Here is a 20,591-nt window from a genome sequence, read left to right on the forward strand (position 1 = left end):
GTTAGGCTAACCTAACTTCCACGTCGTCCCCTCGCCCCCACTCCTGTCCTGGAGGGGCGACGCAGCCCGTACCGGGAGGACCCCGCATGCGCTCGCACCTGCTCAACGACGCCACGGCGGAGCAATACCGGCGCTCCGTCACCGAGGGGGTCGAGCGGGTGGCGGCCAGACTCGCCACGAACCCGCGGCCCTTCACCGGCGTCACCCCCGACGCGCTCGCCCCCGAGATCGCGGCGGTCGACCTCGACCGCCCCCTGCACGACACCTCGGCCGCCCTCGACGAGCTGGAGCGCGTCTACCTGCGCGACGCCGTCTACTTCCACCACCCCCGCTACCTGGGCCACCTCAACTGCCCGGTCGTCATACCCGCCGTCCTCGGCGAGGCGGTGCTCTCCGCCGTCAACTCCTCGCTGGACACCTGGGACCAGAGCGCCGGCGCCACCCTCATCGAGCGCCGCCTGATCGACTGGACCACCGCGCGGGCCGGCCTCGGCGAGGCCGCCGACGGCGTCTTCACCAGCGGCGGCAGCCAGTCCAACCTCCAGGCCCTGCTGCTGGCCCGCCAGGAGGCGAAGGCCGCCGACCCGTCCCGGCTGCGCGTCCTCGCCTCCGCCTGCGGCCACTTCAGCGTCCAGAAGTCCGCCTCGCTGCTCGGCCTCGGCCCGGACGCCGTGGTGTCCGTGCCCGTCGACCGCGACCGCCGGATGCGCACCGACGCGCTGGCCGACGCGCTGGAGCGGTGCGCCCGCGACGGCGACGTCCCGATGGCCGTCGTCGCCACCGCCGGGACCACCGACTTCGGCTCGATCGACCCGCTGCCCGAGATCGCCGACCTGGCGACGCTGTACGGCGCCTGGCTGCACGTCGACGCGGCGTACGGCTGCGGACTGCTCGCCTCCCCCACCCGGCGCGGCCTGCTCGACGGCGTGGAGCGCGCCGACTCCGTCACCGTCGACTACCACAAGTCCTTCTTCCAGCCGGTGAGTTCCTCCGCCCTGCTGGTACGGGACGGGACCACGCTGCGGCACGCGACGTACCACGCGGAGTACCTCAACCCCCGCCGCACGGTCGCCGAGGGCGTCCCCAACCAGGTGGACAAGTCCCTGCAGACCACCCGGCGCTTCGACGCGCTGAAGCTCTGGATGACCCTGCGCGTGATGGGCGCCGACGGCGTCGGGCAGCTCTTCGACGAGGTCTGCGACCTGGCCGCCGAGGGCTGGGAGCGGCTCGCCGCCGACCCTCGCTACGACGTCGTGGTCCGGCCCCGGCTGTCCACCCTGGTCTTCCGCTACATCCCGGCGGAGGCCACCTCGCCCGAGCAGATCGACCGGGCGAACCTGCACGCCCGCAAGGCCCTGTTCGCCTCCGGCGAGGCGGTCGTGGCGGGCACCGAGGTGGACGGCCGCCAGTACCTGAAGTTCACCCTGCTCAACCCCGAGACGACCACCGACGACATCGCCGCCGTCCTCGACCTCATCGCCGGCCACGCCGAGCAGTACCTGGGAGAGAACCTTGTCCACGCCTCGTGACCTCGACTTCATCGGGATCGGGCTCGGGCCCTTCAACCTCGGACTCGCCTGCCTGACCGAGCCGGTCGAGGAGCTCAACGGCCTCTTCCTGGAGTCCAAGCCGGACTTCGAGTGGCACTCCGGGATGTTCCTGGACGGCGCCCACCTGCAGACGCCGTTCATGTCCGACCTGGTGACGCTGGCCGACCCGACCTCGCCGTACTCCTTCCTCAACTACCTGAAGGAGAAGGGCAGGCTGTACTCGTTCTACATACGCGAGAACTTCTATCCGCTGCGCACCGAGTACAACGACTACTGCCGCTGGGCCGCCGCCCGGCTGGGCAGCGTGCGGTTCTCCACCACGGTGACCGAGGTGACGTACGACGAGGCGGACGGGCGCTACGCGGTGCGCACCGACGGCGGCGAGGTCCACCGCGCGCCCCGCCTGGTGCTCGGTACCGGCACTCCCCCGTACGTCCCCGAGGCGTGCGAGGGACTCGGCGGCGACTTCACCCACAACTCGCGTTACCTGGACGCCCGTTCCGAGCTCCTCACGAAGGAGTCGATCACGGTCGTCGGCAGCGGGCAGAGCGCGGCGGAGATCTACCAGGACCTGCTCTCCGGCATCGACGAGCACGGCTACCGGCTGAACTGGGTGACCCGCTCCCCGCGCTTCTTCCCGCTGGAGTACACCAAGCTCACCCTGGAGATGACCTCGCCGGAGTACGCGGACTACTTCCGCGCGCTGCCCGAGGACACCCGCTACGGCCTGGAGGAGCGGCAGAAGGGCCTGTTCAAGGGCATCGACGGGGACCTGGTCAACGAGATCTACGACCTGCTGTACCAGAAGAACCTGGCCGGTCCCGTGCCCACCCGGCTGCTCACCAACTGCGCGCTGCGCACGGCCGCGTACACCGACGGCGGCTACACCCTGGGCCTGCGCCAGGAGGAGCAGGGCAAGGACTTCGAGCTGCGCACCGAGGGCCTGGTGCTCGCCACCGGCTACAAGTACGTGCCCCCGGCCTTCCTGGAGCCGGTGCGCGACCGGATCACCTGGGACGGGCGGGGCCGCTTCGACGTGGCCCGCAACTACGCGATCGACGTCACCGGGCGCGGGATCTTCCTGCAGAACGCGGGCACCCACACCCACTCGGTCACCAGCCCCGACCTGGGCATGGGCGCCTACCGCAACGCGTACATCATCCGCGAGCTGCTGGGCTCCGCCTACTACCCCGTCGAGAAGTCCATCGCGTTCCAGGAGTTCGCCGTATGAGCAGCCGCACCACCTCCCCCACCGCCGTCGGGACGCTGAGCCTGCGCCCGCTGGACGTCCTGACCGACGCCGGCCTGGTGCACCGCTGGGTGACCCACCCCAAGTCCGCGTTCTGGCTGATGTCCGACCACCGCCTCCAGGACGTGGAGCGGGAGTACATGGCGATCGCCGCGCACCCGCACCACGACGCCTTCCTCGGCCTGCGCGACGGCGAGCCCGCCTTCCTGATGGAGCGCTACGACCCCGCCCACGTGGAGCTGGTGGGCCTGTACGAGCCCGAGCCCGGGGACGTCGGGATGCACTTCCTGGTCGCCCCGACCGACACCCCCGTGCACGGCTTCACCCGCGCGGTGATCACCGCGGTGATGCGCGAGCTGTTCGCCGAACCGGCGGTGCGGCGCGTGGTGGTGGAGCCGGACGCCCGCAACACCGCCGTGCACGTGCTGAACGAGGCGGTGGGCTTCGTGGCCGAGCGGGAGATAGCCAAGCCGGAGAAGCGGGCGCTGCTGAGCTTCTGCACCCGGGAGCGGTTCCGCGAGGCGACGGGAGAGGACCTGTGAGCACCACCCACGACCTGCACGGGGCCGTCGGCCACCTGACGCCCGAGCGCTGGGCCGAGGCCACCCGGCAGCTGCTGCGCAAGGCGCTCGCCGAGTTCAGCCACGAGCGGCTGCTGGCCCCCGAGCCGCTGGGCGGGGACGCCTACCGGGTACTGGCCGACGACGGCGCCACCGAGTACCGCTTCACCGCCCGCCGGTTCGCCCTGGACCACTGGCAGGTGCGCCCCGAGTCGGTCACCCGCCACCGCCACGGCGCCGAACTGCCCCTGGACGCGCTGGAGTTCTTCACCGAGTTCCAGGAGTCCCTGGGCCTGAGCCCGGAGGTCCTGCCGGTCTACCTGGAGGAGATCTCCTCCACCCTCTCCGGCACCGCCTACAAGCTCACCAAGCCCGCCGTCAGCGCCGCCGAGCTGGCCGCCGCCGGCTTCCAGGCGATCGAGACGGGCATGACCGAGGGCCACCCGTGCTTCGTCGCCAACAACGGCCGGCTCGGCTTCGGCGTCCACGAGTACCACGCGTACGCCCCCGAGACGGCGAGCCCGGTCCGGCTGGTGTGGCTGGCCGCCCGGCGCGAGCGGGCCGTCTTCACGGCGGGCGCGGGCGTCGAGTACGAGGCGTTCGTCCGGGCCGAGCTCGGCGACGCGGCCGTCGACGGCTTCGTACGCCGACTGGCCGACCAGGGGCTCGACTTCGACGACCACGTGCTCATCCCGGTGCACCCCTGGCAGTGGTGGAACAAGCTGTCCGTCACCTTCGCCGCCGAGGTCGCCCAGCGGCGCCTGGTGGTGCTCGGCGAGGGCGGCGACGACTACCTGGCCCAGCAGTCCATCCGCACCTTCTTCAACGCCTCCGACCCGGCCAGGCACTACGTGAAGACCGCGATCTCGGTGCTCAACATGGGCTTCATGCGCGGACTCTCGGCCGCCTACATGGAGGCCACGCCCGCGATCAACGACTGGCTGGCCCGGCTGATCGACAACGACCGCGTCCTCAAGGGCGCCGGGTTCTCGATCATCCGCGAGTGCGCGGCGGTCGGCTACCGGCACCTGGAGTACGAGAAGGCCACCGACCGCTACTCGCCGTACCGCAAGATGCTCGCGGCCCTGTGGCGCGAGTCGCCGGTGACCTCCCTGCGGCCCGGCGAGCGGCTCGCCACCATGGCCTCGCTGCTGCACGTGGACCGCGACGGCGGCTCGTTCGCGGCGGCGCTGATCGCGTCCTCCGGGCTGGCGCCCGAGGAGTGGCTGCGCGGCTACCTGGACGCCTACCTGCTGCCGGTGCTGCACTCCTTCTACGCGTACGACCTGGTGTTCATGCCGCACGGCGAGAACGTGATCCTGGTGCTCGACGAGCGCGGGGCGGTGGTGCGGGCGGTGTTCAAGGACATCGCCGAGGAGATCTGCGTGATGGACCCGGACGCGGTGCTGCCGCCGGCCGTGGAGCGGATCCGCGCTGAGGTGCCGGAGGACATGAAGGCGCTGTCGGTGCTCACGGACGTCTTCGACTGCTTCTTCCGCTTCCTGTCCGCCACGCTGGCCGACCGGGGGGTGCTGGAGGAGGACGCGTTCTGGCGGACCGTCGCCGCGTGCGTGCGCGGGCACCAGGAGGCGGTGCCGGAGCTGGCGGAGAAGTTCGCCCGCTACGACCTGTTCGCGCCGGACTTCGCGCTGTCCTGCCTCAACCGGCTCCAGCTGCGCGACAACCGGCAGATGGTGGACCTGGCGGACCCGTCGGGCGCCCTGCAGCTCGTCGGCACCCTGGAGAACCCGCTGGCGCGGGTCGCCTGAACCCGGCGGGCGCCGGCCGCGGTACGGTCCCGCGGCCGGCGCCCGCCGCTCCCCCGGGCCCGCCGGGGCCCGCGCCCCGCCCCCTGCCCCGCCCAACCCGGTGGAACAATCAGGGACATGGCGGAAATCATCCAGAAGGACGGGACCTGGACCTTCGACGGCGACACCGTGCGCATCGTCCCCGGCGGCGACAAGGGCGTGAGCCTGCTGCGCCGCGCGCTGGGTGAGGTCGCGGTGCCGCTGGACGCGCTGGCGGGCGTCTCCTTCGAGGCGGGCCGCAAGTCGGGGCGGCTCAGGCTGCGGCTGCGCGACGGCGCCGACCCGCTGCTCCAGACCACCGGCGGAAAGCTCGACGAGGCCTCGGACCCCTACCGGCTGAGCGTCTCCGGCGACCGCGCCGGCGTCGCCGAGTACTTCGTGGACGAGGTGCGCAACGCCCTGCTCCTGGAGCAGGTGGCCGCCGGGCCCACCGACCGCTACCTGCTGCCGGGGCCCGCCCTGCCGCTGACCATCGGCGCGGGCGACGGCACCGTCACCTTCGACGGCGAGCGGATCCGCCTGGAGTGGAACTGGAAGACCGAGGAGTCCAAGTCGGCGGGCGGCCCGCGCACGCTGGGCCTGGCGGACGTGGACGCCGTGGAGTGGCTGCCCGCGGCCGGCCTGGAGAACGGCTACCTGCGCTTCCGCACGGCGCACTCCTCCGCCCCGGCCTTCTCCGGCCCCGCCAAGTACGACCCGCACGCGGTGGAGCTGTGGGGCTTCCGCAGGGACCCGCTGATGGCGCTGGTGGCGGCGGCCGTGGTGGCCCGGCTGCCGCACCCGCACGCGGTGCGGAAGGAGCTCGCGCCGCCGCCCGCCGCGGCCCTGCCGCCCGCGGCCGACCACGACGTGCTGCTGCGGCGCCTGCGGGAGCTGGGCGAGCTGCACCAGGCGGGCGTACTGACGGACGACGAGTTCACGGCCGCCAAGCAGGCCGTACTCAAACAGCTCTGACCTGGGACTACTCCAAAAGGACAGGAATCCTGCCCGATATCGGGCAGGATTCTTGCATTCAATATGAAGGACCCTTCAGTATCTACGGGTGCTCGAACGCCGCTCGTCCCACGAGGACCTCGTCGACCACCTGGTGCGCAGCACCGCGCTCAGGCGCGGCGAGGCGGCCCGGGTGGTACTGGACGTGCTGGCGTACTTCGGCGAGACGACCGAGGAGTTCGTGCGACGCCGCCACCGGGAGCTGCAGTCCGGTGGCGCGGTGAACTCCGAGATCTTCGAGCGGATCGCGGCCGAGCTGCCGCACCGCGCCGTGGCGCCACCGGAGCTCTCGCTCCGGCAGCTGCGCCGCATCGTCTACGGCTGAGCACACCAGGGCAACGGCATCGGCAACGGCCATCAGTGCGGTACGGAGGGGCAGAGACTCTATGTGCGGAATCGTCGGTTACATCGGCAGGCGTGATGTGGCACCACTGCTGCTGGAGGGGCTCCAGCGCCTGGAGTACCGGGGTTACGACTCCGCGGGCATGGTCGTCACCAGCCCGAAGGCCGGCGGCCTGAAGATGGTCAAGGCCAAGGGCCGGGTGCGCGACCTGGAGGCGCGGGTCCCCAAGCGCTTCACCGGCACCACCGGCATCGCCCACACCCGCTGGGCCACCCACGGCGCGCCGAGCGACGTCAACTCCCACCCGCACCTGGACCCGGAGAACAAGGTCGCCGTCGTCCACAACGGCATCGTGGACAACGCCCAGGAGCTGCGCGCCAAGCTGGAGGCGGACGGCGTCGTCTTCGCCTCCGAGACCGACACCGAGGTCATCACCCACCTGATCGCCCGCTCCCAGGCCGCCACGCTGGAGGAGAAGGTCCGCGAGGCGCTCAAGCTCATCGAGGGCACCTACGGCATCGCCGTGATGCACGCGGACTTCAACGACCGCATCGTGGTGGCCCGCAACGGCTCCCCGGTGATCCTGGGCATCGGCGAGAAGGAGATGCTGGTCGCCTCCGACGTCGCCGCGCTGATCGCGCACACCCGCCAGGTGGTCACCCTGGACGACGGCGAGATGGCCACCCTCAAGGCCGACGACTTCCGTACGTACACGACGTCGGGCACCTCCACCACCGCCACCCCGGAGACCGTGGAGTGGGAGGCCGCCTCCTACGACATGGGCGGCCACGACACGTACATGCACAAGGAGATCTCCGAGCAGGCCGACGCCGTGGACCGCGTGCTGCGCGGCCGCATCGACGACCGCTTCTCCACCGTGCACCTGGGCGGCCTGAACCTGGACGCCCGCGAGGCCCGCACCATCCGCCGGATCAAGATCCTGGGCTGCGGCACCTCCTACCACGCCGGCCTGATCGGCGCGGGCCTGATCGAGTCCCTGGCCCGCATCCCGGCGGACGCCGAGCCGGCCTCGGAGTTCCGCTACCGCAACCCGGTCGTGGACCCCGACACGCTCTACGTCGCCGTCTCCCAGTCCGGCGAGACCTACGACGTGCTGGCCGCGGTCCAGGAGCTCAAGCGCAAGGGCGCCCGCGTCCTCGGCGTGGTGAACGTGGTGGGCTCCGCCATCGCCCGCGAGGCCGACGGCGGCGTGTACGTGCACGCGGGCCCCGAGGTCTGCGTGGTGTCCACCAAGTGCTTCACCAACACGGTGGTCGCCTTCGCGCTGCTCGCCCTGCACCTGGGCCGCATCCGCGACCTGTCCGTCACCGACGGCAAGCGGATCATCGAGGGCCTGCGCAGGCTGCCGGAGCAGATCGGGCAGATCCTGGAGACCGAGGACGAGATCAAGAAGCTGGCGGCCGAGTACGCGGACGCCAAGTCGATGATGTTCATCGGCCGGGTGCGCGGCTACCCGGTGGCCCTGGAGGCCTCCCTGAAGCTCAAGGAGATCTCCTACATCCACGCGGAGGCCTACCCGGCCTCCGAGCTCAAGCACGGCCCGCTGGCGCTCATCGAGCCGGCCCTGCCGACGGTCGCGATCGTCCCGGACGACGACCTGCTGGAGAAGAACCGCGCCGCCCTGGAGGAGATCAAGGCCCGCAGCGGCCGGATCCTCGCGGTGGCGCACCAGGTCCAGGAGAAGGCCGACCACACCATCGTCGTACCGAAGAACGAGGACGAGCTGGACCCGATCCTGATGGGCATCCCGCTCCAACTCCTCGCGTACCACACGGCGCTGGCGCTGGGCCGGGACATCGACAAGCCCCGCAACCTGGCGAAGTCGGTCACGGTCGAGTAGGACCGCCGCCCGGCGGAAGACCCCCCACGGGACGCGAAGCGGCCCCCGCGTGTGCCACCAGCACGCGGGGGCCGCTTCCTCGTACGGCCGGTGCCGCCCAAGCACCGGCCTCGTGGCCGCTCAGCCGGTGGCCGTCACTCCCCGGCCCGCGGCGCGCTCCACGCGTGGTGCCGCTTCCCAGCGTCCTCTATGTACCCTTCACAAGCGCACAATCCACCTCGTACGGGCGAGTAGATTTATCTGTTCCGTACGGGATTTGACGGGTTCTCACCGGGGCACCCGGTCCCTTTGGTACACGTACGCCAAGAACGCCCCAAGTCCCCCCGGAGAACGCCCGGAAGGGCTAGGGAACGAGCCGGGGAACGGGCTACGGGATGACGATCACCGGGCGCTGGGCGCGGCGCGCGAGGCGGCCCGCCACGGAGCCGAAGATGCGCCCGACGATGCCGTGCGTGGAGCCCACGACGATCGCGTCGGCCGAGTACTCGCGGCCGACCTCCTCCAGCTCGTGGCAGATGTCCCCGCCGCGCTCGACCAGGATCCAGGGCACCTCGGCCAGGTAGTCCGCACAGGCGAGTTCGAGGCCGAGCACCTCGGTGCGGTGGTCGGGCACGTCGACGAAGACCGGTGGCTCGCAGCCCGCCCAGACGGTGGTGGGCAGCCGATTGGCCACGTGCACGATGATCAGGCCGGAGCCGGAGCGCCGCGCCATGCCGATCGCGTAGGCCAGCGCCCGCTCACTGGACGTCGAGCCGTCGAAGCCGACGACGACGCCGTGCATGAACGCGGGGTCGCAGGAGTGGCGTGTCTGTTCCGCCGCGAGGGGGTCGACCGTGGAATCGGCGACCTGCTTGCGGTCCGCGGGTTCGAAGAATTCGTGTCCGGCCATCGGTGTCTCGGCGAAGAAGGTCCTCGTGGAAGGGGGACGGACGATGAGGCAGGGGGCAGTGACGGAAGGGACGTGATCTCGGAGAGCGGGGCCACGCGGCTCCACCGGGGAGCAGTGTCCGGGAATCACCTTCCCAACCCCATATCCCCAAGGGTACGGCGACACTCCTCTCCTGCCCAGGGCTCGCCGCCCTACGCGTGGCGTTCCACGGAGCATGCACGAGCCCGCCCCGGAAGGCAATGCCGGATGGGCCGTACAGCCGTCACCTGTCCAGGGCCCGCCATGTCCCCCGTACGCCGGAGTCGAGTGACCGGAGCGTTCCGCTCCTCGTTGGCCAGCGGTCAGCCCACCGCGCCCGAGGGAGCAACCGTGCCCGCCACCGAGGTAGTACCGGCTTCAACCTCCGCCGCCCAGTCCGCGAGCGACGTCGTCCGCTGGGCCGCCTTCAGCTGTGCGCTGGTCCCCGTCGTCCTCGTCGTGCACGGCACGTCCTTCGGCGGGGCCTCGGTCGCCGCGCTGGGCCTGGCGGCCGTCACGGCGGCCTGCCGGGTGCTGCTGCGCCAGTCGGAGCGGGCCGCGGCGCGCGAGGCCGCGGGGGTCGCGGAGGCCCCGCACGGCCGCCGGCGGTCGAGGGACGGTGGAACGCCGCGCGGGAACGGCCGCCGCCGTGCTGGAAGTGCGCCTCAGGACTGACGTGTTCGCACACCCGCGCCCGTAGGTTTTCAGCCAACTTCCCGAACACCTCACCCCGGTGGCCGAGCCCCCCTCGAACCCCCTTGCCACCAGGGAAGAAAGCCCTGCCATGGCTATTCGCACCCTACGGGGACGGGCCATGCACGCTACGCGCACTTCCCTGCGCACCCCGTGACATGGAACGCTTCCTGATCGAATGCTTCGCGCCAAGTTGCCTTGTCGACAATGTGCTGGATGCAGAACTTGTCACGCCGGCGCCACGGGACACAGTAGATTCGATCATGGCTATCGATGGCTGGGGACTCGTGCAAAACCGAGGGGAAACGTGCAGGAGCGACAGGACCGAGGAGACGCGAACACCGAGGGGGGCTTAGCGTCATGAGCCAGGACTCCGCCGCACCGGAGGCCGCACGGAAGCTGTCCGGGCGCCGCCGTCGCGAGGTCGTCGCCGTACTGCTCTTCAGTGGCGGCCCCATCTTCGAGAGCTCGATCCCGCTCTCCGTGTTCGGAATCGACCGGCAGGACGCGGGAGTTCCGCGTTACCGACTGCTGGTCTGTGCAGGCGAGGAAGGCCCACTGCGGACCACAGGGGGCCTCGAACTCACCGCGCCGTACGGCCTGGAGGCGATCAGCCGGGCCGGAACCGTCGTCGTACCGGCCTGGCGGTCGATCACCTCGCCGCCACCGCCGGAGGCGCTCGACGCGCTGCGCCGGGCCCACGAGGAAGGCGCCCGCATCGTCGGGCTGTGCACCGGCGCCTTCGTGCTCGCGGCCGCCGGACTGCTCGACGGGCGTCCCGCGACGACGCACTGGATGTACGCGCCGACGCTGGCGAAGCGCTACCCGTCGGTCCACGTGGACCCGCGGGAGCTCTTCGTCGACGACGGCGACGTGCTGACGTCCGCCGGCACGGCGGCCGGAATCGATCTCTGTCTGCACATCGTGCGGACCGACCACGGCGCCGAGGCCGCCGGCGCGCTCGCGCGCAGGCTGGTCGTCCCGCCCCGCCGAAGCGGCGGGCAGGAGCGCTACCTCGACAGGTCTTTACCCGAGGAGATCGGCGCCGACCCGCTGGCCGAGGTCGTCGCCTGGGCGCTGGAGCACCTCCACGAGCAGTTCGACGTGGAGACGCTGGCGGCGCGCGCGTACATGTCACGGCGTACGTTCGACCGCCGCTTCCGGTCACTGACGGGGTCCGCCCCGCTCCAGTGGCTGATCACCCAGCGGGTGCTGCAAGCGCAGCGGCTCCTGGAGACCTCCGACTACTCGGTCGACGAGGTCGCCGGACGCTGCGGCTTCCGCTCCCCCGTCGCGCTGCGCGGGCACTTCCGCCGCCAGCTCGGCTCGTCACCGGCCGCGTACCGCGCGGCCTACCGGGCCCGTCGCCCGCAGAGCGACCCGGGTCCGCCGACGAGCGTGGTGGAGACGGTCGTGCCCGCCCAGGTCTCGTCCGCGGCGCGACGCGCCGCGGCGGCCGCCGGACCGGTCGGCCCGCCCTCGACCGCGTCCGGTGACCCGGGCAAGCCGCAGTCCGACCTGTACGCGCCCGGACGCCCGGCGCTGCCCGGGCAGCGCAGCGGCGCGTAGGAGTACGTACGAAGCCGTACGGCGGACCCCTCCCAGGTCCGCCGTACGGCTTCTGCGCGCGTCCGGGAGCCATAAGGTAGGACGCATGAACGATCGCATGGTGTGGATCGACTGCGAGATGACCGGGCTCTCGCTGACGGACGACGCACTCATCGAGGTGGCCGCACTGGTCACCGACTCGGAACTGAACGTGCTCGGCGAAGGCGTGGACATCGTGATCCGCCCGCCGGACGAGGCCCTGGAGACCATGCCGGACGTGGTGCGCCAGATGCACACCTCGTCGGGCCTCCTCGACGAGCTGGCGGGCGGCACCACGCTGGCCGACGCCGAGGCACAGGTCCTGGCGTACGTGCGCGAGCACGTGAAGGAGCCCGGCAAGGCCCCGCTGTGCGGCAACTCGGTCGGCACCGACCGCGGCTTCCTGCTCCGCGACATGCCGGACCTGGAGGGATTCCTGCACTACCGGATCGTGGACGTCTCCTCGGTGAAGGAGCTGGCGCGGCGCTGGTACCCGCGGGCGTACTTCAACAGCCCGGAGAAGAACGGCAACCACCGGGCGCTCGCCGACATCCGCGAGTCGATCGCGGAGCTGCGCTACTACCGCGAGGCGGTCTTCGTCCCGCAGCCGGGCCCCGACTCGGACACGGCGAAGCAGATCGCGTCCCGCCACGTGGTCCCGGCGGAGCAGCACTAGCCCGGGGACGCCTTCCGGGCCGGAGGGCCTTCCGCCCTGCGGCCCGGGGCGCCTGGCCTCACGGGGCGCCTGGGCGCACAGGAGGCGCCGCCTCCCGGGACCTCCGGGTGCGGGGCCTTCGCCCGGGGCCCGGGATGCCTGGGCCGGGCCCCGGGTGGCCCGGGCGGGGCCCTGGACACCTGCGGCCGGACCCGCTCGACCCCGCCCCCACAGGGCCTCCGGGCCCTCCCGAGGCCCCCTCCGGACCCCCGCGAGAAAGGCGGGCGCGAGCACCCCTTCGGACCCTGTACACTTTTTCTCGGCCGGTCGGGGAAGTCCCCGGACAGAACGACCGGACGTGGTGGGTATAGCTCAGCTGGCAGAGCACCTGGTTGTGGTCCAGGATGTCGCGGGTTCAAGTCCCGTTACTCACCCTGAATGATCAAGGGCTGACCTGTGAAAACGGGTCAGCCCTTCGTCATGTCCGGGAACCCGGGAACATCACGGGAACAACAGGGGTCCACGACCAGGCGTTTTGGGCGTACCGTCCCGTCATGGCGAGCATCGTGAAGCGGCCCAAGAAGTCGGGCGACGTCACCTACCAGGTGAAGTGGCGCCAGGACGGCGAGTGGCAGACGGAGAACTTCGGTGACCCGGACGCGGCCGACCAGTTCCGCCGCCTCGTCGAGGCGCACGGCAACCAGTGGCCGCACGGCTGGGTCCGCGGGCAGGGGTTCGTCGAGGAGCCGGCCGTCCCCGGGGACATCCCCCTCCTCGAGTACGCGACCCGCTACGTCGACCGGCTCACCGGCATCGACGACCGGACCCGCGAGGACTACCACCGCGAGGTCCGCATCCACTTCACCCTGCTCCGCCACACGACGCCCGCGGGCGAGGACGCCACGGCGACGATCGGGAACCTCACCCAGGAGGACGTCACCGACTGGGTGCGCGCCGAGGAGACCGGCGAGCGGGACCCCCACGACGCCGAGAAGTGGCTCAGGCGGCCCGCAGACCCCAAGAGCATCCGCAATCGCCACGGACTCCTCTTCTGCGTCGTCCAGGCCGCCATAGAGGCCACCACGCCCCTGCGTACGACGAACTGCTGCAAGCGGACGAGCCTCCCCCGCGTGGACGACCACACGGACGAGGAGATGACCTTCCTGGAGCGTGACGAGTACGAGCGCATCGCGCAGGAGATCACCGACCCGGACGCCCGGGACCTCGCCGACTGGCTCGTGGGCACCGGGATGCGCTGGAGCGAGGCCACCGCCCTGCGGGTGTCCGACCTCGCCCTGACCGCCGAGCGGCCCTCGGTGAACATCCAGCGGGCCTGGAAGAAGGCCAAGAAGGGATCCCCCGGCGGCGCGTTCTACCTCGGACCGCCGAAGACGAAGAAGGCGCGTCGCCTGCTGCGCCTGGCCCCGGCACAGGTCGAGCTGGCGCGGCGGCATTCCACCGGGCGGAGGCCGGACGACTTCGTGTTCCGCGCGGCGATGGGCGGGGCGTGGCGGCACGCGAACTACTACAACCGGAAGTGGCTACCGGCCGTCGCTGCGGCGGTCGAGAAGGGCCTGCCGAAGAGGCCGAGACTGCACGACCTGCGGCACACGCACGTTGCGTGGCTGATCGCCGCGCGGATCCCGCTGCCGGCCATCCAGATCCGGCTGGGGCACGAGTCGATCCAGACGACGGTGGACCGGTACGGGCACCTGGTGCAGGGGCTGGACGACGACATCGCTTCGGCGGTGGAGGCAATCATGGGCGTGCCGGCACCGCGCGCCGGGCTGCACGCGGTGCGGACGGCGTAGGGCTACACCGGAGGGTGGCCGCCTGGCCTGTCGCGCTCGTCTATCGGGGCGACGGTCAGGCGGCCGGTGTGGCAGTCCGCTTCGAGGATGGCGTTCAGCTCGGAGACGATCTGCTCTATGTCGGCGTCTGGTCGGATCGCGAAGGTGCGAGCCTCGGGGGAGTCCACTCCGACGACGGCGTAGCCGTCTGGGAGCAGCTTGCTCGTCACAATCTGTACTCGTCGCGCTGGGCGTGCGTGCTCAATCTCGGCCACAGATCCCCCAATGGCGTGCTCCAGCTCACAAAGGAACCACGTGTTCGATTCCTCAGGCAAGCGGCAGTTCGGACCTCTCACGCTCCCCAAGCGGATCAGTAATGGTGCCGCATTGAACCGTTCCTGACTACACCGCGCACAACGGAACTACGGTGCGTACCGGCCATGGCCAATGGGATGCACCTCGGGCTCTACTCCGGTGGCGCGAACGAGTCGATAAGCCGGAGGAGTTGCTGACGCTGAGTAGGCGTCAGCCGGTCGGCGCGAGCGACGAGTGCGCGCGCCTCGCCCGAGGCGGACCACTCGATGTCGATCCCGAAGAACTCCGCGGCTGCGGCGTCCTGAATCACACCGAGAGGCAGCCGGATGCCCTTGGCGATCCCACGCAGCATCGGAAGGTCGGGAGGCTGGACCGCGAGGCCCGTGAGCAGCCGGTGCAGCCAACTCCCCTTAATGGCCTGCTGACCCGTCTCCGGGTCGATGCACTGCGCCGCGAGCTTCTCGTAGCTGAGCCCGAGCTCGTCCTTGCGCTCTCTCACCAGGTCCCGCAGGTGCGCGCGTTCCGCCGGCGCAGCGGGTGTCTCCGCAGCCATGAGGCTCATCCTGCCACTCCGTGTCGTGTCATGGGCCGTGGGGTGTCCATGCGACCAGGGGGACGGTACCCAGCTTCCCCCTGATGGCGTCTGGTCTGCCGTCCAGCGCGCTGGACAGAGTGTCCAGCCTCTGAGCCGATTGCGCCAGGGCGCACTGGCGGAATGACTCGTTCCTAGCACTACCCCCAAGGGGATGGACGATACGTCCAAGCTATGCAATGCTCTGGTCATCCAAGCAGTGCAATGAACTACTGCACGAGGTGGACGTGACCAGACCTGCCCTGCGCTACCGACTCGTCAGCATCCAGCTCCTGGAGCTGCTGATGCGGCGGACCGGCACCGGCTCCGGTGTCAGCATCCGCGAACTGGCCGACCGCGCTGATGTCCCGCACGGGACCATCGGCAACCTCCTGACCGGCGAGCAGGAGGGCGTATACGCCGAGGCCGCACACCGCATCGCCTCCGCGATCGGCGTCGACCTGCTCGTCCTGTGGATTCCCGTGGAGCGCGCGGAGGCGTCGCTCCCCCGGCCCCGTCAGGCGGTGACGGCATGACGACCGGCCACAAGCCCGGACTCACCTACCCCGAGGCGGCAAAGCACCTTCGCGTCAAGGTCACGTGGCTGAAGAGGCACGTGAAGAGCCTGCCCCACTCCAAGAAGGGGCGCGTCGTGACCTTCAGCGACGCGGACCTGGAGCGCATCGACTCGGTGCTGTTCCACCACGAGCCGACGACGGGCCCTCTGGCCGTCGAGTCGGCGCCCGCCCCGCAGGGGGCGCACCCGCTGGCGTCGCTGCGTCCGCTGCCCGCTCGGGGCGCGCCGCGCCGCGTCGGCTGACCAACGCACAACGGGGCCGCCCGGACCGGCATCCGGAACGACCCCCGGCACCTCAACCCACTGGATCGAGGACACCGTGAGCACCACTATCTCATCGCCACCCCTCACCTCCCCCGCGTCGTTCCCCACCGGCGACCGGCGCCCCACCCCTGTCGCCGGACTCACCCCGCCGCCCGTCGCCTACGTCGACGCGGACGGCGACCGGTGGACCGTGACCGGCAAGCGCACCCCGGACGGCGAGCTGATCGTCGAGTGCGCGGAGCCGCAGGACCCGGACGACGCGGGCGAGGGCGAGTCGTTCCCGTGGACGCTGCGGCTGGTCGAGGACGCGTTCGGTCCGCTGACGGCGGTGTGGTCATGAACCGGCGGGAGGCGGCCCCGTTCTTGACGCCGCTCCGGCAGGCCCTTCTGGACCACGCGGACATCGCGAGTCTGCCGCTGACGGTGGCGCAGGTGACCGAGCTGGCGTACGCGGCGATGCTCGCGCTGCGGGCGCCGGAGCTGCCGACGGCGGAGCTGTGCGCGCCGCTGTCGCCGGTGGAACGGGACGTGCTGTTCGGTCTGGCGATCGGTGAGACGTCGGAGGAAACGGCGGCTCGGCTGTGCCGGAACGTGGAGACGGTGCGCTCGCACCGGCGGCACATCTACCGGCGGCTGGGCGCGCGTTCGGGTGCGCAGGCTGTCGCGCTGGGTGTGTCGCTGGGCCTGCTGGCGGTGCCGTGCGAGAGCGAGGTCGCGGCATGAGCGAGCCGACGACGAGCGACCCGGCGACCGTGGTGACGCGGGACGGGACGCGGTGGGTGCAGAAGGGCGTGAACCGGGACGCCCGGGGCCTGTACGTGGTGGAGGGCTCGGCGTGCGGGTGTCCGACGTCGCTGATGACGACGCTGCCGGAGCTGGCGGAGATGGGTCTGCGGCCGGCGGTCCCGGTGCGGCGGTCGGTGGACAAGCTGCGTGGGCTGCTGGCCCGGCAGCGGCGGGCGGTGTGTGCCGGGTGCACGGCGCCGGTGGCTGAGGGCGAGACGTACTGCTCGACGGTCTGCCGGAACCGGGATGACCGGCACGACTCCCTGGACTACCGGGCGGAGGACGGCCGATGACCTGCGACTGCCTCGCGCTGGCGGATCCAGAGGAGCCGCACGCGGACGACTGCGTGCACTGGGACCTGGACGTGGAGGTCGACGCGTACGCGTGGGCCATGGCCGAGGACGGCCTGCGGTGAGCGCGCTGACGGATCTGCTCGACGCGCTGGAGGTCTCGCCGGAGGTGCGGCCCGGCAAGGCGCGGGCGCTGTGGGACGCGGCGCTCGCCGAGCACCTGGAACAGCAGGTCCTCGCGGAGGAGCTGCGGCGGATCGAGGCGGGCCTGGCCGAGCGTTGGCCGGTGGTCGCCGCGTTCCTCGCGGAGGACCGGGCGCGCCGCCCGGTGCTGCACCCGGGCGAGCCGCCCGTCCTGGACATGTCGTCGGGCCGCATGCGCCGCGACTACCTGGCCGCCGCGATCGAGACGCACGGCGGGGACTGGACGACCGCGCGGGTCCTGCGCCTGTACCGCGAGGCGGCGTTCACCGTGACCCGGCGGCACACGGTCCGTGCGGACCTGGGCTACCTGCACCGTGCGGGCCTGCTGGAGCTGCACGACAACGGGACCCGCCGCCACTACACCCGGAGGGCTGCCTCATGACGACGTCCGTGCGGGCCGGGGCGTCGTCCCCGGCCGCCGGGCGGCGGGTCACCCCGACCGGCCGCCTGATCCTGCCGGCCGACGCCGACCGCGCCGACTGGCTCACCGCCCGGCGCCAGGGCCTCGGCTCCAGCGACATGGCCGCCGTCCTCGGCATCAGCCGCTACGGCAATGGCCTGTCGGTCTACCACGACAAGACCGGCGGGCTGCCGCTGGAGAGCGACGACTCCGAACCCGCCCTGTGGGGGCGCGCGTTCGAGGAGACGGTGGCCCGGGAGTGGGCGCGCCGGAACCGGTCCGTGGTCCGCCGTGTCGGGCTCGTCGCCAACACGGAGCGCCCGTGGCAGATGTGCACGCTGGACCGCCGGGTCCTGCGCTGCCCGATCGGCGACGTGACCGAGCGCTGCGCCACAGAGATCAAATGCCGCGACCGGATGAAGGCCGACGAGTGGCGCAAGGGCATCCCGGACGACGTGCTCGCGCAGGTGCTGTGGCAGGCCGACGTGTGCGGCTACGACCACATGCACGTGGCGTGCCTGATCGGCGGCAACGACTACCGCCAGTACGTCGTACGGACCGCCGACCACGCGCAGTTGATCGCCGACCTGCGAGAGGCCGGGGCCCGCGCGTGGCAGCAGATCACCGACCGGCGGCCGCCCGTCCTCGCGCACGACGCCGACCCGGACGTCCTCCTCGACCTGTACGAGCGCCTCCACCCGGAGCGCACGGGCGTGGTGGACCTGACCCTCCAGGGCGACGCACAGGACGCGCTCGCCGAGTACCTCGACGCGCACAACGACCTGACCGAGGCGCAGGCCCGCAAGGACCGAGCGAAGGCCGCGATGGTCGGCGCGCTCGGAGCCGCAAGCGAGGCGGTCGTCCTGGACCGCACCTTCTACCGGCTCGACGAGCAGGCCCGCAAGCACTGCGACACGCGACGTCTGGCCGAGCGCTGGCCGGACGCGTACGCGGACTGCGTCGAGGACCGCATCTCGCGCCAGCTGCACGTCCCAGGCGTGATCCGTGAGGAGCACAATGTATGAGCACGATCCAGGAGCGGGCCGCCGCCGCGGCCGGACGCACCACCAGCGAGCAGACGGACGACCTGAGCCTCCCGCAGGGGTACGTCGATCAGTTCCCGGTCCCGGACCCGATGGCGGACTACGACCCCGGGGACGACGACCCGGACATGGTGCCCGTGCACGTGGCGTGGCTCCGGGTCCGGCGCGAGATCCGCGCGATCGGTAAGGGTGAGCTGTACAGCCAGTCCGGCACCCGCTTCAACTTCCGGGGCGTCGATACGGTCGTCCAGCACTTCGGGCCCGTCACCCTCAGGCACGGCGTGAACATCATCTCCTCTCGCGTCGAGGCCACTTACGGCGAGAAGGCGACCAAGTCGGGCGGCAAGATGCGCGAGTGCTCCGTCCTCGTCACCTGGACGGTGATGGGGCCGAAGGGCGACACGCTCACCCTCCAGACCATGGGCGAGGCGCTCGACACGGCCGACAAGGCGACGACGAAGGCGCAGTCCGTCGCGTTGCGCACGCTGCTCCTCGGCTTCGGCCTGACGCCGACCGGGGACCCGGACCCCGACTCGTCGAAGATCGAGCGCGGTGAGGCGCCGATGCGGTCGCCGGAGTCGTACCGGGACGAGCAGCTCGACAAGAGCACCACGCCGAGCCGTCTCGACCAGATCCGCCGGGAGCTGCGCGACTCCGGGATGCTCAACACACAGGTGAAGAACGAGGTCGGCGAGATGGAGACGCTCGACTCGATCGGCGGCCGGATGTACCGCGAGCGCACGGGCGGTGCGTCGTGATCGACACGAGGTGGCACGACGAAGCCCTCTGCGCCCAGACCGACCCCGAGTTGTTCTTCCCGCCGCAGGGCGGCGGCGTCCTCCAGATGGCGCAGGCGCGGGCCGTGTGCGCCGCCTGCCCGGTCCGGCTGCCCTGCCTGGAGCACGGCGTCGCCCACGGGGAGCGGGGCGTGTGGGGCGGCACGACGGACCGGCAGCGGCAGGCGATCCGCCGGGCCCGGGACACCCGGAGGGCCGCCGCATGATGTCGTACCGCTGGGTCCGCAGCCCGTACCGCGCGCCCGACACGGCCCCCGAGCACTGGGGAACCCGCGCCGCCTGCGCCGCACCCGACGTGGACCCCGAGCTGTTCTTCCCGCTGCCGAGCCAGAGCCTCGCGCCCGCACGACAGATCTGCCGGGTCTGCCCGGTCGTGCTGGAGTGCCTGGAGGCCGCGCTCGCCGAGGAGGGCACCAAGCCGAAGGAGCAGCGCTCCGGCGTCCGGGGCGGGCTCAGCGTCGAGCAGCGCGTGGCCCTGAGCCGGAAGAGGCGGAGGGCCGCCTCATGACGCCCGAGAACGCCAGCGCCGAGGAGATCCTCACCCGCTTGCACCAGGGGCTGGGCAACAACGCCATCGCCCGGGCCCTGCACGTCGACAAGAACCGCGTCGCCAGGATCCGGCGCGAGCACGGCATCCCCGTCTACCAGAAGGCGATGCCGACGCTGGAGGAGAAGTGGCGGTCCCTGACCCGGCCGGTGGCCGGCGGGCACCTGGAGTGGACCGGCGCGCGCGGCCGGTCCAGCGGTACCCCGGTGATGCGGTACCGCGACCGGAGGTACAGCGCGGCCGCGGTCGCCTTCCGGATCCGGTACGGCCGGGAGCCGGTCGGCTACGTGATCGCCGAGTGCGGCGTCCGGCACTGCGTCGCCCCGGACCACGTGGACGACCAGGCCGCGCGGGCCGCGACCCGGGAGACGCTGCGGCACCTGAAGGGCGGCCGGGCCCGGAAGAAGTGGTGCGTCCGGGGTCACGAGCAGGCCGAGCACGGCCGGTATCTGCCGGACGGGACGGCGTACTGCGCGGGGTGCAACGCCGAGGCCAAGGCCAAGGCACGCGCTGCCGCGGTGCCGTGACCGGCCGCCGCCGTACGCCCGCCGAGCGCCCGTTCACCGGCGGCCTGGACTGGTCGGACTCCTCGCACTGGTCCCCCCGTCTCCGGCCGTGCCGGTACTGCGGGGGCCTGACGAACCTGCGGGACTCGCGGCGGAGCCCGGCGCACAAGGTCTGCGCGGAGGCGGCGCTCGCCCGCCAGGCCGCCGAGGCGGCGCAGGCGTAAGAGAACGAGCGACTCGCCTGAGACCCGTCCGGGGCGGCCGGCCTGAGCCCCGCCCCGGACGACGAACCACC

The 20,591-nt window shown here is 71.7% G+C and carries 27 protein-coding genes and 1 tRNA gene; 25 read left to right on the forward strand and 3 right to left on the reverse strand.

Going from position 1 to position 20,591, the window contains the following annotated elements:
* The first annotated feature begins 86 nt into the window (after positions 1-86).
* The 7 genes from ABT160_RS02375 to glmS all read left to right on the forward strand — a co-directional run bounded on the left by ABT160_RS02375 (position 87) and on the right by glmS (position 8,364).
* Positions 87-1,529 carry a pyridoxal phosphate-dependent decarboxylase family protein gene (locus ABT160_RS02375; RefSeq protein ID WP_351642454.1) on the forward strand — a complete coding sequence of 481 codons (1,443 nt, stop codon included), beginning with the start codon at positions 87-89 and terminating at the stop codon, positions 1,527-1,529.
* Positions 1,513-2,781 (forward strand): lysine N(6)-hydroxylase/L-ornithine N(5)-oxygenase family protein, encoded by a 1,269-nt coding sequence (locus ABT160_RS02380; RefSeq protein WP_351642455.1) that lies wholly within the window; start codon positions 1,513-1,515, stop codon positions 2,779-2,781. The genes ABT160_RS02375 and ABT160_RS02380 overlap by 17 nt, the downstream gene beginning before the upstream one ends.
* Entirely contained in the window at positions 2,778-3,341 is a 564-nt protein-coding gene (locus tag ABT160_RS02385; RefSeq protein WP_351642458.1) for a GNAT family N-acetyltransferase, read from the forward strand. The genes ABT160_RS02380 and ABT160_RS02385 overlap by 4 nt, the downstream gene beginning before the upstream one ends.
* Positions 3,338-5,128 carry an IucA/IucC family protein gene (locus tag ABT160_RS02390; RefSeq protein WP_351642460.1) on the forward strand — a complete coding sequence of 597 codons (1,791 nt, stop codon included), beginning with the start codon at positions 3,338-3,340 and terminating at the stop codon, positions 5,126-5,128. Before ABT160_RS02385 ends, ABT160_RS02390 begins: the two co-directional genes overlap by 4 nt.
* Before the next feature lie 117 nt (positions 5,129-5,245).
* Complete coding sequence (locus ABT160_RS02395; RefSeq protein ID WP_351642462.1) at positions 5,246-6,121, forward strand: DUF4429 domain-containing protein; 876 nt, start codon at positions 5,246-5,248, stop codon at positions 6,119-6,121.
* Between the two features lie 88 nt (positions 6,122-6,209).
* On the forward strand, positions 6,210-6,485 hold the full coding sequence (locus tag ABT160_RS02400; protein WP_351642463.1) for a hypothetical protein: 276 nt from the start codon (positions 6,210-6,212) through the stop codon (positions 6,483-6,485).
* Positions 6,486-6,546: 61 nt separating this feature from the next.
* Entirely contained in the window at positions 6,547-8,364 is a 1,818-nt protein-coding gene (gene glmS / locus ABT160_RS02405) for a glutamine--fructose-6-phosphate transaminase (isomerizing) (protein WP_351642464.1), read from the forward strand.
* Between the two features lie 367 nt (positions 8,365-8,731).
* On the opposite strand, the gene ABT160_RS02410 is transcribed toward glmS, so the two are convergent.
* Positions 8,732-9,253 (reverse strand): universal stress protein, encoded by a 522-nt coding sequence (locus ABT160_RS02410; protein ID WP_351642467.1) that lies wholly within the window; start codon positions 9,251-9,253, stop codon positions 8,732-8,734.
* Positions 9,254-9,622: 369 nt separating this feature from the next.
* Between ABT160_RS02410 and ABT160_RS02415 the strand changes: the two genes are divergently transcribed.
* The 5 genes from ABT160_RS02415 to ABT160_RS02435 all read left to right on the forward strand — a co-directional run bounded on the left by ABT160_RS02415 (position 9,623) and on the right by ABT160_RS02435 (position 14,017).
* A complete protein-coding gene (locus tag ABT160_RS02415) occupies positions 9,623-9,946 on the forward strand; it encodes a hypothetical protein (protein WP_351642468.1) in 324 nt (107 codons plus the stop codon).
* Between the two features lie 378 nt (positions 9,947-10,324).
* A complete protein-coding gene (locus ABT160_RS02420) occupies positions 10,325-11,533 on the forward strand; it encodes a GlxA family transcriptional regulator (RefSeq protein WP_351642471.1) in 1,209 nt (402 codons plus the stop codon).
* Between the two features lie 85 nt (positions 11,534-11,618).
* Positions 11,619-12,227 (forward strand): oligoribonuclease, encoded by a 609-nt coding sequence (gene orn / locus ABT160_RS02425; RefSeq protein ID WP_351642473.1) that lies wholly within the window; start codon positions 11,619-11,621, stop codon positions 12,225-12,227.
* A gap of 340 nt (positions 12,228-12,567) precedes the next feature.
* Positions 12,568-12,640 (forward strand) — tRNA-His (locus ABT160_RS02430).
* A 120-nt stretch (positions 12,641-12,760) separates the two neighbouring features.
* The gene (locus ABT160_RS02435) at positions 12,761-14,017 is read left to right on the forward strand and encodes a tyrosine-type recombinase/integrase (protein WP_351642474.1); all 1,257 of its coding nucleotides are present in this window, start codon (positions 12,761-12,763) and stop codon (positions 14,015-14,017) included.
* A 2-nt stretch (positions 14,018-14,019) separates the two neighbouring features.
* Here the strand turns inward: ABT160_RS02435 and ABT160_RS02440 are convergent, their stop codons facing one another.
* Together ABT160_RS02440 and ABT160_RS02445 are read right to left on the reverse strand one after the other, a co-directional pair.
* Positions 14,020-14,226, reverse strand: coding sequence for a hypothetical protein (locus ABT160_RS02440; protein ID WP_351642477.1), 207 nt, complete (start codon positions 14,224-14,226; stop codon positions 14,020-14,022).
* A gap of 236 nt (positions 14,227-14,462) precedes the next feature.
* Complete coding sequence (locus ABT160_RS02445) at positions 14,463-14,864, reverse strand: hypothetical protein (protein WP_351642479.1); 402 nt, start codon at positions 14,862-14,864, stop codon at positions 14,463-14,465.
* A 266-nt stretch (positions 14,865-15,130) separates the two neighbouring features.
* Between ABT160_RS02445 and ABT160_RS02450 the strand changes: the two genes are divergently transcribed.
* From ABT160_RS02450 to ABT160_RS02510, 13 genes are all read left to right on the forward strand, one after another.
* Positions 15,131-15,418, forward strand: coding sequence for a helix-turn-helix domain-containing protein (locus tag ABT160_RS02450; RefSeq protein WP_351642480.1), 288 nt, complete (start codon positions 15,131-15,133; stop codon positions 15,416-15,418).
* On the forward strand, positions 15,415-15,702 hold the full coding sequence (locus ABT160_RS02455; protein WP_351642483.1) for a helix-turn-helix domain-containing protein: 288 nt from the start codon (positions 15,415-15,417) through the stop codon (positions 15,700-15,702). Before ABT160_RS02450 ends, ABT160_RS02455 begins: the two co-directional genes overlap by 4 nt.
* Before the next feature lie 76 nt (positions 15,703-15,778).
* A complete protein-coding gene (locus tag ABT160_RS02460) occupies positions 15,779-16,063 on the forward strand; it encodes a phiSA1p31-related protein (RefSeq protein WP_351642484.1) in 285 nt (94 codons plus the stop codon).
* Positions 16,060-16,446 carry a helix-turn-helix transcriptional regulator gene (locus ABT160_RS02465; RefSeq protein WP_351642486.1) on the forward strand — a complete coding sequence of 129 codons (387 nt, stop codon included), beginning with the start codon at positions 16,060-16,062 and terminating at the stop codon, positions 16,444-16,446. The genes ABT160_RS02460 and ABT160_RS02465 overlap by 4 nt, the downstream gene beginning before the upstream one ends.
* Entirely contained in the window at positions 16,443-16,802 is a 360-nt protein-coding gene (locus ABT160_RS02470) for a hypothetical protein (protein WP_351642488.1), read from the forward strand. Before ABT160_RS02465 ends, ABT160_RS02470 begins: the two co-directional genes overlap by 4 nt.
* The gene (locus ABT160_RS02475) at positions 16,799-16,924 is read left to right on the forward strand and encodes a hypothetical protein (protein ID WP_351642489.1); all 126 of its coding nucleotides are present in this window, start codon (positions 16,799-16,801) and stop codon (positions 16,922-16,924) included. The genes ABT160_RS02470 and ABT160_RS02475 overlap by 4 nt, the downstream gene beginning before the upstream one ends.
* On the forward strand, positions 16,921-17,385 hold the full coding sequence (locus ABT160_RS02480) for a hypothetical protein (protein ID WP_351642490.1): 465 nt from the start codon (positions 16,921-16,923) through the stop codon (positions 17,383-17,385). The genes ABT160_RS02475 and ABT160_RS02480 overlap by 4 nt, the downstream gene beginning before the upstream one ends.
* Positions 17,382-18,428, forward strand: coding sequence for a YqaJ viral recombinase family nuclease (locus ABT160_RS02485; RefSeq protein WP_351642492.1), 1,047 nt, complete (start codon positions 17,382-17,384; stop codon positions 18,426-18,428). Before ABT160_RS02480 ends, ABT160_RS02485 begins: the two co-directional genes overlap by 4 nt.
* Positions 18,425-19,204: an ERF family protein gene (locus ABT160_RS02490; protein ID WP_351642494.1), complete on the forward strand. Its 780-nt coding sequence runs from the start codon at positions 18,425-18,427 to the stop codon at positions 19,202-19,204. The genes ABT160_RS02485 and ABT160_RS02490 overlap by 4 nt, the downstream gene beginning before the upstream one ends.
* A complete protein-coding gene (locus ABT160_RS02495) occupies positions 19,201-19,449 on the forward strand; it encodes a WhiB family transcriptional regulator (RefSeq protein ID WP_351642496.1) in 249 nt (82 codons plus the stop codon). The genes ABT160_RS02490 and ABT160_RS02495 overlap by 4 nt, the downstream gene beginning before the upstream one ends.
* Positions 19,446-19,751 carry a WhiB family transcriptional regulator gene (locus ABT160_RS02500; protein WP_351642499.1) on the forward strand — a complete coding sequence of 102 codons (306 nt, stop codon included), beginning with the start codon at positions 19,446-19,448 and terminating at the stop codon, positions 19,749-19,751. The genes ABT160_RS02495 and ABT160_RS02500 overlap by 4 nt, the downstream gene beginning before the upstream one ends.
* Entirely contained in the window at positions 19,748-20,317 is a 570-nt protein-coding gene (locus tag ABT160_RS02505) for a hypothetical protein (protein WP_351642500.1), read from the forward strand. The genes ABT160_RS02500 and ABT160_RS02505 overlap by 4 nt, the downstream gene beginning before the upstream one ends.
* Positions 20,314-20,520, forward strand: a complete 207-nt coding sequence (locus ABT160_RS02510; protein WP_351642502.1) for a hypothetical protein — start codon at positions 20,314-20,316, stop codon at positions 20,518-20,520. The genes ABT160_RS02505 and ABT160_RS02510 overlap by 4 nt, the downstream gene beginning before the upstream one ends.
* Positions 20,521-20,591: the final 71 nt, after the last annotated feature.

The organism is Streptomyces sp. NPDC001941 (assembly GCF_040296945.1).
GTDB lineage: Bacteria > Actinomycetota > Actinomycetes > Streptomycetales > Streptomycetaceae > Streptomyces.

Excerpts from the sequence above, each read along its gene's own strand:
- ABT160_RS02375 (WP_351642454.1), top strand. The coding sequence starts at position 87 with ATGCGCTCGCACCTGCTCAACGACGCCACGGCGGAGCAATACCGGCGC.
- ABT160_RS02385 (WP_351642458.1), top strand. The coding sequence starts at position 2,778 with ATGAGCAGCCGCACCACCTCCCCCACCGCCGTCGGGACGCTGAGCCTG.
- ABT160_RS02395 (WP_351642462.1), top strand. The coding sequence starts at position 5,246 with ATGGCGGAAATCATCCAGAAGGACGGGACCTGGACCTTCGACGGCGAC.
- glmS (WP_351642464.1), top strand. The coding sequence starts at position 6,547 with ATGTGCGGAATCGTCGGTTACATCGGCAGGCGTGATGTGGCACCACTG.
- ABT160_RS02410 (WP_351642467.1), bottom strand. The coding sequence starts at position 9,253 with ATGGCCGGACACGAATTCTTCGAACCCGCGGACCGCAAGCAGGTCGCC.
- ABT160_RS02420 (WP_351642471.1), top strand. The coding sequence starts at position 10,325 with ATGAGCCAGGACTCCGCCGCACCGGAGGCCGCACGGAAGCTGTCCGGG.
- orn (WP_351642473.1), top strand. The coding sequence starts at position 11,619 with ATGAACGATCGCATGGTGTGGATCGACTGCGAGATGACCGGGCTCTCG.
- ABT160_RS02435 (WP_351642474.1), top strand. The coding sequence starts at position 12,761 with ATGGCGAGCATCGTGAAGCGGCCCAAGAAGTCGGGCGACGTCACCTAC.
- ABT160_RS02445 (WP_351642479.1), bottom strand. The coding sequence starts at position 14,864 with ATGGCTGCGGAGACACCCGCTGCGCCGGCGGAACGCGCGCACCTGCGG.
- ABT160_RS02455 (WP_351642483.1), top strand. The coding sequence starts at position 15,415 with ATGACGACCGGCCACAAGCCCGGACTCACCTACCCCGAGGCGGCAAAG.
- ABT160_RS02465 (WP_351642486.1), top strand. The coding sequence starts at position 16,060 with ATGAACCGGCGGGAGGCGGCCCCGTTCTTGACGCCGCTCCGGCAGGCC.
- ABT160_RS02470 (WP_351642488.1), top strand. The coding sequence starts at position 16,443 with ATGAGCGAGCCGACGACGAGCGACCCGGCGACCGTGGTGACGCGGGAC.
- ABT160_RS02475 (WP_351642489.1), top strand. The coding sequence starts at position 16,799 with ATGACCTGCGACTGCCTCGCGCTGGCGGATCCAGAGGAGCCGCACGCG.
- ABT160_RS02485 (WP_351642492.1), top strand. The coding sequence starts at position 17,382 with ATGACGACGTCCGTGCGGGCCGGGGCGTCGTCCCCGGCCGCCGGGCGG.
- ABT160_RS02490 (WP_351642494.1), top strand. The coding sequence starts at position 18,425 with ATGAGCACGATCCAGGAGCGGGCCGCCGCCGCGGCCGGACGCACCACC.
- ABT160_RS02500 (WP_351642499.1), top strand. The coding sequence starts at position 19,446 with ATGATGTCGTACCGCTGGGTCCGCAGCCCGTACCGCGCGCCCGACACG.
- ABT160_RS02505 (WP_351642500.1), top strand. The coding sequence starts at position 19,748 with ATGACGCCCGAGAACGCCAGCGCCGAGGAGATCCTCACCCGCTTGCAC.